The organism is Abyssisolibacter sp. ZYX002, assembly GCF_056892235.1.
This window is the reverse complement of record NZ_JARMXH010000001.1, coordinates 1,243,706-1,261,548: the sequence shown is the minus strand read 5'-3', so window position 1 is coordinate 1,261,548 and position 17,843 is coordinate 1,243,706. Positions and strand designations below refer to the sequence as shown.

Annotated in this window: 15 protein-coding genes; 12 read left to right on the top strand and 3 right to left on the bottom strand. The window is 30.1% G+C overall.

Features of this window, described 5'->3' with window-relative positions; translation table 11 throughout:
- The first annotated feature begins 252 nt into the window (after nt 1–252).
- Nucleotides 253–1,788, top strand: coding sequence for a methyl-accepting chemotaxis protein (locus P3X86_RS05720; protein ID WP_483291669.1), 1,536 nt, complete (start codon nt 253–255; stop codon nt 1,786–1,788).
- Nucleotides 1,789–1,958: 170 nt separating this feature from the next.
- On the opposite strand, the gene P3X86_RS05715 is transcribed toward P3X86_RS05720, so the two are convergent.
- Nucleotides 1,959–5,051 (bottom strand): DUF4183 domain-containing protein, encoded by a 3,093-nt coding sequence (locus P3X86_RS05715; protein WP_483291668.1) that lies wholly within the window; start codon nt 5,049–5,051, stop codon nt 1,959–1,961.
- Between the two features lie 179 nt (nt 5,052–5,230).
- Between P3X86_RS05715 and P3X86_RS05710 the strand changes: the two genes are divergently transcribed.
- The 11 genes from P3X86_RS05710 to P3X86_RS05660 are packed head-to-tail and all read left to right on the top strand — an operon-like array spanning nt 5,231 to nt 16,537.
- Nucleotides 5,231–6,226 (top strand): NAD-dependent 4,6-dehydratase LegB, encoded by a 996-nt coding sequence (locus P3X86_RS05710; protein ID WP_483291667.1) that lies wholly within the window; start codon nt 5,231–5,233, stop codon nt 6,224–6,226.
- Nucleotides 6,223–7,410: a LegC family aminotransferase gene (locus tag P3X86_RS05705; RefSeq protein ID WP_483291666.1), complete on the top strand. Its 1,188-nt coding sequence runs from the start codon at nt 6,223–6,225 to the stop codon at nt 7,408–7,410. The genes P3X86_RS05710 and P3X86_RS05705 overlap by 4 nt, the downstream gene beginning before the upstream one ends.
- Nucleotides 7,391–8,566, top strand: coding sequence for a UDP-N-acetylglucosamine 2-epimerase (gene neuC / locus P3X86_RS05700; protein WP_483291744.1), 1,176 nt, complete (start codon nt 7,391–7,393; stop codon nt 8,564–8,566). Before P3X86_RS05705 ends, neuC begins: the two co-directional genes overlap by 20 nt.
- Complete coding sequence (gene neuB / locus P3X86_RS05695; protein WP_483291665.1) at nt 8,556–9,632, top strand: N-acetylneuraminate synthase; 1,077 nt, start codon at nt 8,556–8,558, stop codon at nt 9,630–9,632. Before neuC ends, neuB begins: the two co-directional genes overlap by 11 nt.
- Entirely contained in the window at nt 9,629–10,252 is a 624-nt protein-coding gene (locus P3X86_RS05690; RefSeq protein ID WP_483291664.1) for a NeuD/PglB/VioB family sugar acetyltransferase, read from the top strand. Before neuB ends, P3X86_RS05690 begins: the two co-directional genes overlap by 4 nt.
- Nucleotides 10,253–10,281: 29 nt before the next feature.
- Nucleotides 10,282–11,109: an SDR family oxidoreductase gene (locus tag P3X86_RS05685; RefSeq protein WP_483291663.1), complete on the top strand. Its 828-nt coding sequence runs from the start codon at nt 10,282–10,284 to the stop codon at nt 11,107–11,109.
- Nucleotides 11,100–11,444: a hypothetical protein gene (locus tag P3X86_RS05680; protein ID WP_483291662.1), complete on the top strand. Its 345-nt coding sequence runs from the start codon at nt 11,100–11,102 to the stop codon at nt 11,442–11,444. Before P3X86_RS05685 ends, P3X86_RS05680 begins: the two co-directional genes overlap by 10 nt.
- Nucleotides 11,431–11,745 carry a hypothetical protein gene (locus tag P3X86_RS05675; RefSeq protein ID WP_483291661.1) on the top strand — a complete coding sequence of 105 codons (315 nt, stop codon included), beginning with the start codon at nt 11,431–11,433 and terminating at the stop codon, nt 11,743–11,745. The genes P3X86_RS05680 and P3X86_RS05675 overlap by 14 nt, the downstream gene beginning before the upstream one ends.
- A complete protein-coding gene (locus tag P3X86_RS05670) occupies nt 11,742–13,667 on the top strand; it encodes a motility associated factor glycosyltransferase family protein (protein ID WP_483291660.1) in 1,926 nt (641 codons plus the stop codon). The genes P3X86_RS05675 and P3X86_RS05670 overlap by 4 nt, the downstream gene beginning before the upstream one ends.
- 10 nt (nt 13,668–13,677) lie before the next feature.
- A complete protein-coding gene (locus P3X86_RS05665; protein ID WP_483291659.1) occupies nt 13,678–14,046 on the top strand; it encodes a tetratricopeptide repeat protein in 369 nt (122 codons plus the stop codon).
- The gene (locus tag P3X86_RS05660) at nt 14,039–16,537 is read left to right on the top strand and encodes a glycosyltransferase (RefSeq protein WP_483291658.1); all 2,499 of its coding nucleotides are present in this window, start codon (nt 14,039–14,041) and stop codon (nt 16,535–16,537) included. The genes P3X86_RS05665 and P3X86_RS05660 overlap by 8 nt, the downstream gene beginning before the upstream one ends.
- Nucleotides 16,538–16,611: 74 nt before the next feature.
- Here P3X86_RS05660 and P3X86_RS05655 read toward each other — a convergent pair whose 3' ends face one another.
- Entirely contained in the window at nt 16,612–16,974 is a 363-nt protein-coding gene (locus tag P3X86_RS05655) for a DUF4183 domain-containing protein (RefSeq protein WP_483291657.1), read from the bottom strand.
- 184 nt (nt 16,975–17,158) lie between these two features.
- On the bottom strand, nt 17,159–17,539 hold the full coding sequence (locus tag P3X86_RS05650; RefSeq protein ID WP_483291656.1) for a DUF4183 domain-containing protein: 381 nt from the start codon (nt 17,537–17,539) through the stop codon (nt 17,159–17,161).
- Nucleotides 17,540–17,843: the final 304 nt, after the last annotated feature.

Sequence of the window (17,843 nt, the reverse complement as noted above, 5' to 3'; positions counted from 1 at the left end):
TAAAATGTTTCAAAATATTATTACAGGAGAAAAGTTGATAATTCCTTTTTAATGCATTCTGCTATATTATGGTAAAATGTGTGTAAATAAATGATAAGACAAAATTAAATATATGTCAAATAGACAAAATTTATTTATTTAATAAATATTTATACTTGAGTGGAGAATAAGACCTTAATTGGTAGAAGAATATTGTAAAATAATCAAATAATGATATAATTAATAATAGATTATAGAATAAGGAGAATAAAAATGGAACAAAAAATTGTCGAACGATTCAAAGAGAATTTAAAAAAGTATCAAGATGATGTTAACTATTTAATTCTTAAGGTATGTTTTTCTGGAGCTATTGGTGGTATAGTTTTTTTCTCATTACTAAAAATTACAGGTATCCTTAGTAAACTAACGTGGTCAGGCATAACTAAACTAAGTATTGGAAGTTTAGTAGATGTAGCTATTCCAACGGCTGTATATTTTTTATTTGTCAGAAATAAGAAAACAAATAAAACAGTTAATTTTTTCAAATACACATTAATATTATGTACTTTGATTAACTACCTAGTCCTAGTAATAGCGATACCATATCAAGGAATGTGGGCAACGATATTCATGGTATTGTTTATATGTTCATTCTTTCTAGAGATACATACAGTAATAATAACAATAATTTTTGGAATAATCTTTTCTATAATAGCTTACTTTATTAGTCCCACGCCTAAACCAGATACAGCAGAATTAATTATTAGAGCTACGACATATTTCTTTGGCGCTGGTGGCGCAGTATTTGTGACAATGCTTTCAAAGAAGTTATTACTTAGAGCTACAATAAGTGAAGTAGAAGCTAATAAATCCGTTGATAGTTTAGCTATAGTTATGAATAAGGCAAAAGGAATCTCAGAATCATTGGCTCAGTCGAGCGAATTAGTAGCATCAATGGCTACTGAACATAATGCTACATCAGAAGAAATGGCTACTACAACAACATATGTATCAAACAGCATGATACAGACAGCAGAGAGTATAAAAGAAGGATCAAAGAACCTTGATACTTTAGTAGAGGGCATAAATATAGTGCTTAAAAGAGTAGAAAAACTTTTAGCATCATTTAGTAACTTAAAAGTTGTAACGGACCAAGGTAAAGATGAGATGAATGAGGTAGTTACTAAGATTACTGACATAAAACAAGAGGTAATGAAAGTATCTTTAAGTACTAAAAAACTAGATGTTAAAGCAAAAGAAATAGATAAAATAGTAGAGTTCATAAAACAAATAGCAGATCAAACTAATTTATTGGCACTAAACGCATCAATAGAAGCCGCTAGAGCAGGAGAACATGGTAAAGGATTTGCAGTAGTTGCAGATGAAATAAGAAAGTTAGCGGAACAAAGTCATGAATCATTAATAGCTATAACAAACACACTAAAACACATAATTGATTTGAGTAGCGAAGTAGATGATATGATGAATTCCAGTGTTCATCTAGTTGAAGAAGGTGTTGAAGTTGTAAAGAAATCTATGGACAATTACAAACAAATAGATGATAGTATAGTTTCATCAGCAGAGGAGCTTGATATTATCAATGCTGTATCATTAGAACATGCACAGCAATCTAAAGAATCGAACAAGCTTATGAATAATATAAATGAAGTTTCATTAAAAACAACAGAAGATATAGAAAGAATAGCAGGTTCTATGCAAGAAGGTTTTTCAACTAGTGAAGAGCTTTTAAATGTAGCTAGAAATATAGAAGAAAGTGTAAAAGAATTAAACAATGTAATGGAGAAATAATGTTAAAAATAAAGGGATGTATTATCAGTTTTAATACCACTGATGATACATCTTTTTTAATTTAAACAAAAATAGCCAACAACTGTTCTAAAGTTGACCTAAGGAGTTAGCATTTTTCATAAACACTTTCTTATTATGAGGATAAGTTAATAGTAAAATATGACTTAATATTAATCAGTATGAATAGTAATAAACTTTAAGGTCATAGGAGAATTAGTTATAGGGATATCTAATGTCTGTAAATCTAGTAATCCTTCTAATACTGAATAATTAACAACAGGTTGCAGAACACCATTTACATTTAGATGGTAGTATGAAGCATCTTTTGGATTTAAGATTCCCTTGTCACCGTATGCAGCAATTTCATCACTATTTGTGTATTCTTTTTTATTATCTGCAACAGTATTGTACTGATATGTGTTAGCTTTTAGAAGTTGGTTATTTTCATCTTGAATAATTAAATATTGTAGTATTATAGGTGAATTTGCTAGAGGTATATCTGTTGTTGTTAAAGTAAGTAAGTTTTCATTAACAGAGTAGTTGACAGGTGGTTGTAGCACCCCATTAATATATAAGTTGAAGAACGATACAGTACTAGGGTTAGGAATATTATCAGAGCTATATTCTGCGATTCCATCAGCATTCGTAAATTGAGTTTTGATCCCATCAGAAATAACAAAATAATGACTATTTTCTGTTTGGAATTGTTTTTCTATAACATTAAACGATCCAGTAACTTGCACTGATAGAGTTGCCATAGTTACAGAAGGAAGTTCACCAACATTCCATATGATTTTATTATATTCTACAGTAGCAGTACCTTGAGAAACACTTTCAATATCAATACTTTCTATATCATCTAACAATAGAGTGTCTACTACTACTATGTTAGAAATAGGACCATTGCCATCGTTAGTGACACGTATCTCAAAAAACCATGTGTTAGGTTCATTTAAAGATATACTTAATGGACCGTTAACAACGATCTTTGACATAGTGAGATGACCAAATATAGGAGGGCCTGGAGCAGGTATGCATTCGCTTGGATCATCTGTACCAATATCGTCAATAACTTGATAAATGCTCTCAAACTGAGGTGGATAGAAATCAGGGAATTCTTCATTGAAGAATTCATCGCATAGCTGATCACTATCTGCTTCTATACATGGCAATAGAGTAGGAGCAAAATTAAATGCAGGAATCAATAATTGAACTTTTCCAACTACTTTAGTTATTATAAATACACCAGCTGCAAAATTCAAATCCTCATTACTTTTATATGGTTCGTTTAACAATTTTGAACTAGTTTCTACAACAATTTTGAAAGAAAATTCATCTCTAGACTCTGGTATAAATAGTACTATATCTTTATATATATCAGGGAGACAACCATCTATAGTATTGTTATTTGTAGTAGTAATAGTATAAGAAACCCTCAATGCAAACTGCACTCTATTAAAGTTAGGTCTATTTTTTATAGGAGAAATAATTAATGTATTTTCTACTATAAAGCCTTCTTTAAACATAATACTCTCAAATGTTTCACAACCTATAGGAATGATTATATTATCAAAACAATGCCTTTGCCTACAATGTGAATAAACTTTATCTGTTATAATGCAATCAGTAACCAAATCAGAAAGATTAGCAACATATATAGAAGAACCTGATTGAATGTTAGATAATACATAATCATTATTTAATAGCATTGCAAACGCTAAACTTCTATTAAGAGATCTGTAACCATTTGACACAAAATACCCAGACACTTTAAAATAAGCTTGTGCAGATTCATATGGTTCAAGACTGTTAATATTCCAAGTTATAGTTTTATTGGATATAATAACACTACCTGTAGTGACAGATATGTTTTTTAAACTAATTATAGTATCTAAAAGTATATTGTCAGTAACAATGATATTAACAAGAGGCATATTAGTATTGTTGGTGAGTTTTAGGGAAAAATGATACGCATTTTTTATACCAATCATAGAATAAAGAGACCCTAATGTTATAGCTTTTTGTAAATTTAGTTGATTAATTTGTGTATATTGGTCTGATACAACTATCTGAATATCCCTAGAAGGACCACTAGTGATAATCGGACCATAAGGAGTGTCATTAAGTACATTACCTGTAACGGTTGCTTCACCTATATTATAAAAACCAGTATTACTGAAAGAGCCTTCAATATTGAATACTAAGAGAACACTTTGAGAACTTTTTAATGTACCTATATTCCAAATATATGATGATGGCTGAAGCTTTGTCGTACCATTTGATATACTAATATCTGAGATATTATTTATATTAAAATTCTCACTTAAAACATCATTTACGGTTATATTGTAAAGATCTACGGAACTAGAGTTGGTTACTTTTAGTTCAATACGCCAAGTATTTTGGTTTAATGTAGCAATTTCTAAAGGGCCAGAAATCATAGTGTTAGTTATTTGAAGACCATTTTCAATATCTTGAGCAAAACCAGATATCATATCTGAGATAACACTACTAGATGAAGTATCAACGGTTAAGTAAGATTTATTCAAATAACGTTTGCCAGAAGTGATAAAATATCCATTAGTATAATAATTAAAGTAGATTGTTTCATTAGGAGATATACTGCTTATATTCCATAAAATTGTGTTACCATTTATAACACCATTTACTTTTGGATTTTGCAACATAGGAAAGAATATCTTAATGATTTTATCTAAAAATACCGTAGTTGTAACAGTTATATTATTGAAAGTAGTACTACCAATGTTTTTTAATTTAAAAAATGAACCCCACTCAATATTATATCCTGCAATAGGAGTAACATGTTTATGAACACTATTTTGAAACACCAAACCTAAATTTTCAATATCGGTAAATGAATTATTATTATTAATTATAATATCAACATCTGATGACACCTCTATGCAAGTCTGCCCAGATGGAATAGTACCTTGACCTTTAGCTTCATTAACATCAACAGTGTTATTAAAGGTAACAAAACTAATGATTATAGGAGAACCTTCAACAGGAGTATTATTTGTAGTAAGAGTAAGTAAACCTTCTTCTATAGTATAATTAGTTTTTGGCTGAAGAACACCGTTAATAAAAAGATCATAATAAGAAACAGAAAGAGGGTCAAGTATGCCTCTAGTGCCGTATTCAGTTATTTCATCAGCATTTGTATATTCAGTTTGACCTTCTACGGCAAATGCATTGTATTGATATACTTGAGCATTTACCAACGATTTAGTATATCCATTCATTGCGTCACCCCCATAACTATAATATTAAGAATAATGAGTATACCTTTTATCATTTTATGTGTAAATGCCCAATTAGTTACAACTTAAAGAATATTCTTTACTATATGTCCAATAGACATAATTCATTATTACACAAAATAAGATATATAAAGAAAATAAACGATCTCTGGAGGAATAACATGAAAATTTTAGTTACTGGAGCAGATGGATTTATAGGTTCACACTTGACACAAGAATTAGTCAAAAGAGGACATAAAGTAAATGCATTTGTTTACTATAATTCATTTAATACATGGGGATGGCTTGATCATATACCAAAAATTATACTAAAAAACATAGAGATAATACAAGGAGATATTAGAGATGCAGTTAGGGTTAAATATGCAATGAAAGATTGTAAATTAGTATTTCACTTAGCAGCATTAATTGCTATACCATATTCTTATTATTCTCCAGAGTCATACATAGACACTAATATCAAAGGTACGTTGAATATATTGCAAGTTGCAAAGGAGCTTCAAGTTGATAAACTTGTTCATACATCAACAAGTGAAGTTTACGGTACTGCTAGATTTGTTCCTATATCAGAAGAACATCCATTGCAAGCACAATCGCCATATTCGGCATCAAAAATAGGAGCTGATCAAATAGCATTAGCATACAACAAATCGTTTTCAACACCAGTATCTATTGTTCGTCCGTTTAATACATACGGACCAAGGCAGTCCGCTAGAGCAGTAATACCAACTATAATAACGCAAATAGCAAAAGGAAAAGAAAGTATAAAATTAGGTTCATTGACTCCGACAAGAGATTTTAATTATGTAGAGGATACAGTTAGAGGATTTATAGAAGTTGCTAAATCCAATAAAACAATAGGTGAGGTAGTTAATATAGGTAGTAGTTATGAGGTATCAATAAAAGAAACTGCAAAGATTATAGCAAAAATAATGGGTAGAAGCATTGATATCATAACAGATGAAAATAGAGTCAGACCTCAAAATAGTGAGGTAGAAAGATTATATGCAGATATTACTAAAGCTAAGAGGTTATTTAACTTCACTCCTAAATACGGTGGTAAAGAAGGGTTTAGACGTGGATTAACAAAAACGATAGAATGGTTCAGCAAACCAGATAATCTGAAGATGTATAAAGGAGATAGGTATAATATATGAATGAAAAATTAGACACTCTTAGCATAGTATCATTAGTTAAAGATGTTTTGGATAAAGGAGAAGAAAAGATATCGTTACATGAGCCTAATTTCCAAGGAAATGAATGGAAATACATTAAAGACTGTTTGGATAGTGGTTGGGTGTCATCTGTAGGTAAATATGTGAATGAGTTTGAAAAGAGGCTAGTTGAATATACAGGAGCAAAGTATGCTATATCAGTAGTGAATGGGACCGCTGCATTGCATATATGTCTAAAAATATCTGGAGTAAGCATAAATGATGAAGTGTTACTACCAGCATTGACGTTTGTTGCTACAGCGAATGCAGTAAAATATTGTGGTGGGATACCTCATTTTGTAGATAGTGAATATGTGAGTTTGGGTATTAATCCCAAGAAATTGAACAGGTATTTAAAAACAATTGCAACTATTAAAGATGGTTGTTGTTATAATAAATTGACAAATAGGCGTATAAAAGCTGTAATAGCAATGCATACGTTTGGTCATCCAGTTGATCTGGAGAAGCTTATGAAAGTATGTCAAAGATACAAATTGATATTAATAGAAGACGCAGCAGAAGCGCTAGGTTCATACTACAAAGATAAACATGTGGGTAATTGGGGCAATGTCTCTTCCTTGAGTTTTAATGGTAATAAAATCATTACAACTGGTGGAGGGGGAGCTATACTTACAAACGATAGGAAATTAGCCACTATAGCAAAACACATTACTACAACGGCTAAATTGCCACATAGGTGGGCATTAATACATGATAAAGTGGGATATAACTACAGAATGCCAAACATAAATGCAGCTCTTGGGTGTGCGCAAATAGAACAACTAGATAGATTTGTTCAAAAGAAAAGATCACTAGCAAAAAAGTATCATAATAAATTAACAAGAGCTAAAGGTATTACAATTATGAAAGAACCGAAATACGCACGTAGCAATTATTGGCTTAATACAATATTAATTGATAAAAAACATTCTGACTATCGTGATGAGCTATTAAATATCTTCCATCAAAACAACATATATTCACGTCCTGCTTGGACTTTAATCAACAAATTGATACCTTTCAAAGATTGCCCAAGGATGGATTTGTCAACATCTGAGAGTTTAGAGAAGAGAATAATAAACATCCCTAGTAGTGCATGTTTTGGAGATGATATCATTGAAAAATAAAATATGTGTAGTCACAGGATCTCGAGCAGAATATGGACTTCTCTATGCATTAATGAAAGAAATAGACAAAGACCCAGAGTTGCAATTACAGCTAATAGTGACGGGAATGCATCTGTCACCAGAATTTGGACTTACATACAAGGAAATAGAAAGAGACGGGTTTAGCATAGATAGTAAAATAGAAATGCTTTTATCGAGTGATACTCCTATAGGAATATCAAAATCGCTAGGATTAGGGATTATAGGATTTGCAGATGCTTTAGATAAATTGCAACCAGATTTACTGATATTGTTAGGAGATAGATATGAAATATTAGCAGTAGCTCAGTCCGCAATGATAGCTAAAATACCAGTAGCTCATATTGCCGGAGGAGATATAACAGAGGGTGCATTTGACGAAGCAATTAGACATAGTATAACCAAAATGTCACATATTCATTTTGTGACAAATGAGAGTTCAAGACAGATAGTTAAACAATTAGGAGAAAATACAGACAACATTTACAATATAGGAAATCCTAGTATAGAACGTATAAAGAGTATCAAATTAGTGCAACGAAAAGAGTTAGAAAAAGCATTTAAGTTTATATTTCAAAAAAAGAATTTACTCATTACATTTCATCCAGTTACCTTAGAAAGGCAATCTTCTAGCGAACAATTCATAGAGTTATTAAAATCACTAGATACAGTAGGATCCGAGATTGGATTAATATTTACAAAACCTAATGCAGATCCTCAGGGTAAAGAAATCATAAATCTAATAAACAAGTTTGCTGATAGACATATTAACGCTGTTGCATTTACTTCATTAGGTCAACGATATTATTTTAGTTTTGTTGCTCAAGTAGATGCAGTTGTTGGTAATTCATCAAGTGGAATATGTGAAGTTCCATATTTTAATAAACCTACTGTAAATATTGGGGATCGTCAGAAAGGAAGAATGATAGCATCGTCTATTATAAACTGTATCCCTTGTAAGGACGAAATAGATAAAGCTATAAAAAAAGCATTAGAGATGGATTGTAAAAATGTAGTGTTTCCATACAATGGTGAAAATAGTTCAATCAAAATGCACAAAGTAATAAAATCCATTTCAGATTTTAAGGTGTTATTGAAAAAGCATTTTTACAAAGTAGGTGAGAGACATGGAAAATAGGGTTTATATTATTGCAGAAATAGGAGTAAATCATAATGGTTCATTAGAGATGGCAAAGAGGTTAATTAATATTGCTTCAAAGGCAGGCGTAGATGCAGTAAAATTTCAAACATTTCAAACAGATAAATGTATGATATCAAGCACGCCAAAAGCACAATATCAAATTGATAATACAAATTCAAACGAATCTCAATATGAAATGGTAAAAAAACTTGAGTTGAACCAACAAATACATTTTGAATTGAGAGACTACAGTATCAAAAATAATGTTCAATTCTTATCAACTCCGTTTGATTTTGAAAGCCTTGATTTTTTAGTGAATAGATTGAATTTACCTACAATCAAAATTGCTTCAGGAGAAATTACCAATGCTCCATTACTTCTTAAAACAGCACGAACAGGAAGAAAGATAATTTTATCTACAGGTATGTCAACATTAGGGGAGGTTGAAGAAGCATTGGGAGTTATAGCCTTTGGATATTTGGGTAATGATATAACACCTTCTGAAAGAGCATTTAAAAAAGCATATTTTTCAGAAGAAGGTCAGAAATATTTGAGGAAGAACGTTAGTCTACTACACTGTTGTACAGAATATCCAGCTCCATATGAAGATATAAATTTGAATGCACTAGACATTTTAAAAAAATGTTTTAATTTACCAATAGGATATTCAGATCATTCGTTAGGCATAGCAATACCAATAGCAGCAGTTGCACTTGGAAGTGTAATCATAGAAAAACACATTACACTTGACTGTAATTTACCTGGACCAGATCACAAAGCATCATTAGAGCCAAAAGAACTGTTTCGGATGGTTAAAGGGATACGGCAGACAGAAGAAGCATTATTGAAAACACAAAAAAAACCAACCCTTTCAGAGCTGAAAAATTTAGCTATAGCCAGAAAGAGTATAGTAGCATCCTGTAATATAAAAAAAGGTGAGAAATTTACAGAAGAAAATATAACAGTTAAAAGACCTGGTAAAGGAATGTCGCCGTTTAAATATTGGAATTTATTAAATAAAATATCGCATAAATCTTATCAAAAAGATGAGGTGATTAAATGAATGTAGCTATTTTTGGAGTTTCAGGATTTTCTAGAGAGGCAAGAGATATAGCTTTGGAGCTAGGTTATAAGGAAATCATATTTATAGATAAGTATTCAACTGGTTTCTTAGACGATTATTTAGTTTTTTCAGAAGATAATGTTTATAAACTTGCGCAAGCAGGATATACATTTGTTATAGGGATTGGCAATCCAAGTATACGTAAGGAAATAGCGAGTAAATATAGTGATTTAGAATTCATAAATTTAGTGCATCCTAAAGCAACATTTGGATATGATCAACTACATGAAGTAGAAAACAGAGTAGGAAATATAATATGCTCTGGAGTACGAATGACTAACAATATACAAATAGGGGACTTTGGTATATACAACCTGAACTGCACTGTAGGTCACGATTGTATTATTGGTGACTTCGTCACAATAGGACCAGGAGCAAATATATCTGGAAATGTAAAATTATCAATAGGTTCATACATCGGCACAAATGCTTGTATACTGCAAGGCAAGTCTATAACAGAGAAATTAACCATAGGGCAGTATGCGACAATTGGAGCTGGAGCTGTAGTTACAAAAAATGTTCTACCATATAGAATGATAAAAGGTAATCCTGCCAAATAATTCAAGATAGATTCTAATGGAGGAGAAACATGGATAAGACATATTACCATAAGTTATTTGATTTGAATAATAAAACAGCGATAGTTACAGGAGGCTTAGGGATACTTGGAAAGAGGTTTTGCTTAGGGTTAGCAGAATTTGGAGCAAATGTCGCAGTAGTGGATTTAGACGGAAAAGAGACAAAATCATTTGCCAAAGAATTAGAAGATAAATATAAAACTAGAGCTTTAGGTGTTAGTTGTGATGTATCTTCACCTAGTAATGTAAAAGAAATGGTATCAGAAGTAGTAAGTGTCTTTGGAGAAATCAATATATTACATAATAATGCAGCTACCAAATCAGATGATTTAGATGCTTGCTTTGCTTCTTTTGAGAAATATTCACTTGCGCAGTGGCGTAAAATAATGTCTGTGAATTTAGATGGAATGTTTTTAGTTGCACAAGCTGTAGGCACACAAATGATCAAGCAAGCAAAGGGAGGTAGCATCATACAGACATCATCAATATATGGTATGCTAGCTCCAGATCAAAGAATTTATAAAGGGTCATATTATATGAACAGAGAGATAAATACACCTGCCGTATATTCAGTGTCTAAAGCAGGTGTAAATGGATTGACTAAATATTTAGCAACTTATTGGGCTGACAAGAATATTAGAGTGAATACATTGACACTTGGTGGTGTTGAAAGTGGTCAAAATGATACTTTTAAAAACAAATATTCGGCTAGAGTTCCACTTGGCAGAATGGCTAGAGGAAAAGAAGTAGTAGCGTCTTTAGTTTTTCTAGCCTCAGAAGCATCTAGCTATATAACAGGGCAGAATATTGTAGTAGATGGAGGGTTGAGTTGTTGGTGATGGTAGATGAAATGATGAAAATAAATCAAGATATTCAAATTAGCAACGAAGAATACACTGACGAAATAAAGGAGATAGTTAAAAGTACATATGAATATGTTATATGGAAATCTGAGTTTAAAGAAATAGTGAGTTCAATTAAATCAGAAATAAAGAATTTAAGTGATATATTATTATCTCAAGATGAAATAATAAAACGCAATCAAGTAGTGGATTATTTTGATGAAAGAGTCAAAGCTACGGTGTATTATACTTTAAAAAATTTAGAAAGCTACAGACAAATAGGTTGGCAAAAATTAAAATATGAAGGAGTAAGCAAAGATGAGCAAGTTTAGTCAATTCAATAATAGATGCGTTAGATTTCAAGAATTATTGCTTGAGGCTATCGATTGTTTCAAGATAGGACAGGAACATCTAGGTATAAATGCGATGTTGGACATACTTGATGATTTAGAAAATTTGGTAGAACATTGCGAGTATTGTAGTGATAAAAATATCCACATTGAAAGTATCGTATTAATTCTTAGAAATATCTTAAAATGCATAGAAAATCAAGATGTAGTAGGTATGACAGATGCACTTGAATTTTCGTTATATCCTTTGACAATAGAATGGATTAAAGAGGTGGTAGTATGATAATTGCTAAAAAAGAAGAAATAAATAAGATGTTTCAGAAAAATATTAGTTTATTGTCGCCTTGGCTTAGAGAAACAGTGTTAAATATAGACGAAAAAAAGCTTTGGGAGAAGATAAATATAAATTATAATAGTGAAGGTTTTCCTATATGCAAGTACATACAAGATAATAGAAAATTTCAGATTACAAGTACCAAGCCTGTCCAGGAAGCTAAGCAGTGGAGTAGAACTGTTAAAGTAAAAGGGACAGGTGTTATTTTTATGTATGGATCAGGTTTTGGATACTCGTTATTTGAGTTATTCAAAATTAAGCAACCACATACACTTGTAGTTTTATTTGAACAGGATATATATTTATTCGCAGCAATGCTTTACTACTTTGATTTTAGAGAGATTATTGATACAAAGAAAATATCAATGCTCATAGGGGATTCAAAAAATTTTGCAAAAGCATTTGATAACCTGTTTTTTAGTATTACTCTAATAAACAGCACATCACCTGTACTAGCATTTACAAACATAGCACGAAGAAATTTTAAAAATCAATACAACAAAATACATCAATATGTATTTAAACAGCTGGGCTTGTTTGTATTTTATATTGGCAATGACCACTTAGATAATTTAATAGGTCTTCACAATCTTCTAGCCAATATAAATGAGATAGTAACAAATCCCTATATAACGTGCATAAAAGATACATTCAAAGAGGTACCAGCATTTATAATTGCTAATGGACCATCACTTGATAAAAATATACATTTTTTAAAAGAGATTAAAGAAAAAGGGTTAATAATATGTGGAGAGTCAGCAATAATTCCACTAATGAAAAATAATATAAAGCCAGATATATTAACTATTGTAGAGAGAAGTATATATACTTATTTTTATCACTTTGAAGATATAGATTATCCAAAAGATATGGCTCTGCTTTGTCTTGGGTTAGTAGATAAACATGTATATCCTTGTTTTCCAGGTGCTAAGATTCCAATATTCCGAAAATCAGAATTTATCAACGAGTGGATTAATAGTTATGTAGGCGATAAAAGTGCATTAAATGCAGGTGCAAACGTATCACATTTAGCTTTTGAACTGGCAGTGTATCTAGGGGCTAATCCAATAGTATTTGTTGGTCAGGACTATGCATATGGAAAGGAAGGTGTCACACATAGTAAAGATGCACTTTATTTAAAAGAAAAAGGTAAACGAGCAAGAGATATATTAAAATCAAAACCTACCGTATATGTTGAAAGTAATGAAGGAGAAATGATACCTTCCATTCAACTATGGGTAGATTTTAAACAAGGATTAGAAGGGAAAATAGCTACAAACTCAGATAAGATATTGATAAATGCAACCGAAGGCGGTGCAAAGATCCATGGTACAGAGTATATGAAACTAAAAGATGTAATTGATAAGTATTGCAAAGAGCAGATGCCATATAAAGTATTTGAATTGATAAATAATAGCAAAGATAATATTTCTATAAAAGAGAGAAAAGAAGGACTTGAAAAGTTCATAAAAAGTGTAGAGAAATACGGTAAAGAATTCCGAGAATTAAGTAAAAAAGCAAACGAGGGTAAGTTTTCTTGCAGACAGATGATGCGTTTAGCTAAAGACAGTAACAACCATGAATATAGGGAAATACTAGAAAAATCATATCGTAATAATATCGATACTTTTCAACAATTCATAGAAGATGAACTTTATCGTTGTTTTTCACAACAGATTATTTTCGTGTTTTATTATCTAATGAATAGCTTAGGACTTATAGATACTCAAGATAAGATTATAGAAATTTTTAAAATACAACGTGATTTCTTTAATCATTTAAATATTGTATTTCAAAGTATAGCAGTGCATTTAGAAGATGCAATAAAGCCACTAAAAGATTTATTAAATGAATTGGATAATATAGATTAGGGGGAGTTATATGGAAAAACTAAAAACTATATTAGAGCGTTTGATAATGCAACCAACTAATTATCGTATGTTTAATGATATAGGAGTGATACTTTATCAATTAAGAGATTATGAGAATTCATATAGATTTATAAATAGAGCGTATGAGTTAGATAAAACAAATAAAACAATATTATATAATTATGCAAGTATTTTATACGAATGTTCTAAATTTAAAGAAGCAGTAGAGATATATAAAGAATGTTTAAATACTAACCAATCTTCAACAGAAATTATGCAAAGTATAATTGATTGTTATTATATATTAGGCAAATATGAATTAGCAACAAAAGCTTTGTATGACTTAGAAAAAGCCAAGGTAGGTGAGCAGAATGTATGAAAAATACCGATTAACAGTTTGCATAATATCAAAAAACAGTCAAAATAATTTATCAAAGTGCATAGAAAATATTATAGATATTGCAGATGAGATAGTAGTAATAGATTTAGAGAATGATGACTATACAAATGAGATTGCATTAAAATACAATGCTAAATATATTAATGTAGATTATAAAGGTGATAATAGTAAGGTAAAAAATTATTGCTTAGATATCGCTAGAGGAAGGTGGATATTGTTTCTAGATGCAAGTGAAATTGTTACAATGCAAGAAGATACTATAGATTGCCTGTTAGATAATCCAAATGTAGAAGGATATTTGGTTTATATTGATTACATTGAACAAAACAGAATAAACTCTCCCGTACAATCTATGAGACTTATTAGAAATAGAGCTGATTATAGATTTAAATATAGAGTATTTGAATATATTGAGATTAGCAATATAAAAGATGCAAATATTAGAGTAATAAAAAAGAATGATGAAGGTGATAAAAATAACTTTAAAATTTTATTAGAAGAGCTAAAAATATATCAAAATAATTCATATTTGATGTATATTTATGGTATAGAACTATTAAATCAACAAAGAGTTGAAGAGAGCATTGAATATTTAAAAAAATCACTAGAAAGTATAAATTTAGAGTATATATATGCACCACATCTATATAAGTGTTTAGCTTGGGCTTTAATATCAAGTAAAAGGTTTGATGAAGCTTTGAATATATTGGAAGAAGGAGTAAATGAATTTTCTTTTTATACAGACTTACTCGTATTAAAAGCAGAAGTAGAACGTATAAATAATAACAACATAGGAGCTATAAAGGATTTGGAAGATGCATTGAGAATGAATGCAAGTTTCAATATTGTTATTCCAAAACCAGAAATACACAACACTGTTATATTAGATACACTTGGAGAAATACATGAATCATTATTAAATTACAAACAAGCAATTACGTGCTATAGAAATTCATATGAACTAAATAAATCAAATATTGAAAATTTATATAATATAGGGCGAGTTATACAAAAAAATAACTCAGTATATATACTTGATGAAATGTTGGAGGAATCTATAGAGCAAAATGACATGAATCAGATGATGGCTATAATGGACATATGTTGCCAGCAAAGAGAGTATAGCAGAATTTTAAAACATATAAAACAATTACAACCATCATTGTTACAAGAAGAACAGGTAAGTAGTGTAAAAACTGTATGTCATATGATGCTAGGAGAAAAGGAAGAAGTAAAAAGATACTTTGAACAAGCGAACAATAAAAGCCCATTTTATAACTATATGCTACTTCAACGTATGGAGTATTGTTGGGCAAATGATGATTGGAAGAAAGTAGATGAAATTATGGATGAAATAAATAACATAGAAGATATAGAAAAAGAGTTAAAAGAGATTTATATGCTAGTCAATAGTGTTATATTAGAAAATAAAATACAAAATATTGAATTAAATGAATTTAAATATGATGTAATCAATTCAGTTATGGAAAATCTATTATTTCTAAATCAAACAGATAAAGCAAGTATATTGCTCACATTGTTACTACAAGTTAAAAGAAAACATAAATATATTGATTTAGCATTACCTTGGATAAAGCAATGTAATACACAAGCAATAAAACAAATATATACATGTATACAAAGTAAGTCAGATCAAAAAGAGTTCTTAGTACAAATAGTAGAACAATTACTAAGATATGATTATATCAAGGAATCACGAGAAATGGTTCAGCTAGGAAAAGACCTTGATTTAGGACTATATGAATATGTACTAAATACAAAAGAATTCATGCAGAAACTTGATAATTGGATTAATGATGTATCTACTAATAAAATTATAGAAAATAATAAAGCAAATATTAATAAAGAGTTATTATTATTTTATAGGAGTTTAGAGATGTCAGCAAAAGATGACGATTTAACTAATGATAAAATACATGTAGAGATAGGTAATTATTATTATGAAGAGTTAAATAAAACAACAGAATCATTAATAGCATATCTAAGAGCGGTTCAACTAAATCCTCTGAACTATGAAGCACTAAAAAAAATAAAAAAGATTAATGATAATAACTTAACTTTAACTGTTAATATATTAAAAAATGATTTTATAATAGAGGGAGATTATTTTTATAGCAAACAGAGCTTGGAAAGTTATCTTAATGGATTCATCTATTTTTTAGATTACAAATTTAATGAAGCAATCACTACTATGCTCAGTGTGAATGAAGATGATATGAGAGATAACCTAAAAATCGCTTTTATAACTAGTTGTTTGTGGATTGATAATAACATAGAAGTAAATGACTGGATTTGTAGGCATGGTAAAACTGATGAATTCTTCATATATATTTTTGAAATTTGTAAAATATATGCTTTGAATAGAATAGATAACGGACTAAAGGAATATAGCTTTAGTGAAATTATAAGAGATGAAAGAATTAGGATAGAGAAGTTAAAATTAATTTAAAACATACATACATAATAAAAGCTACCTTGAATAATTAAATTAAGGTAGCTTTTATTATCCATACGAAATTTTTATCAAGTTATATAATCTTTAGAAGTTGAAACAGGAGCAAAGTTATTTACAAGTAAAGTTATAGGAGATCCTATAGGAACTGATTTTGCCTGAGTTATTACAACAGAAGAACCTGTAGTAGCTACTGTGAACAAGCCAGATTGTCGTACAACAGAATCCACTATCAAAAGATAATATCCGCCATTTGGAGAAATGGTAGTGAGATTGCTAGTTACAGCATTACCACAATCATCTGTAAAACTTGTAGATGGAATAGTAATGGTACCACTGACTATATCACTTGGCACTAAATTATAAAAATATCTTGCTATTTGCGGGTCAACAGTAGTTGGTGTTGATATTGGATTTATTACAAGTTTATACAATGAAGTTGAAATAACTGTTCCCCCTCTTTTTTATAAATTTTATAACTCTATGTTAAGAATAGAAGAATAGAACGGCAGTCTCCCAAAACCTAAGATTTGAAAACTGCCTATTATTTCAAAAATAAGGAATCTAGCAAACTGCTATAACTTTGTTACAGCAGTTTTTTTATAAAAAAGAATATAATTATCCGGTTACCGTAGTTATTGAAGATGAAATAGGGCTAAAATTGTGAACAGCCAGTGTTATAGGGGCACCTAGAGGAACTGTAGATGCTTGAGTTATAACAACAGATGAACCAGTGCCGGATACAGTAAATAAACTAGACTGTTGCATTTGGGCATTTATGGTTAGTACATAATGCCCATTATTAGTTAAAATAGTAGTAAGGTTACCAGTCATAGTATTACCAGCATCATCGGTGAAACGAGTAGCAGGAATAGAAATAGTATCTAATACTTTATCTTGCACAAGTACATTATAAAAATACTTTGATACTGCAGGGTGAGCATTAGTAGTAGTGGTTGTAGTAGAATTCATTACGAGTTTAAATAATGACGTTGCCATGTTGGAACCTCCTTTTACATTTTAAATAGTTGATTTGTGAATATTTGTATTTTCACTATATTGTATGGACAAATGCTATAGCTTGACACACTTATATAATAAATATAATTAAAACAATACTGTAAATTTAGCAGATAACAGGTTTTAATGATAGCAAACACATAAAATATTGCATACCTATATACATCTTATTTGATTTAAGTTTCTTAATGAAGAACTTATAGATTTTCATTAAACAAAATAGTGTTTATGGAGACACAGTTTACAAATTATAGAAAATAAGATATAATTTAGATACATTATG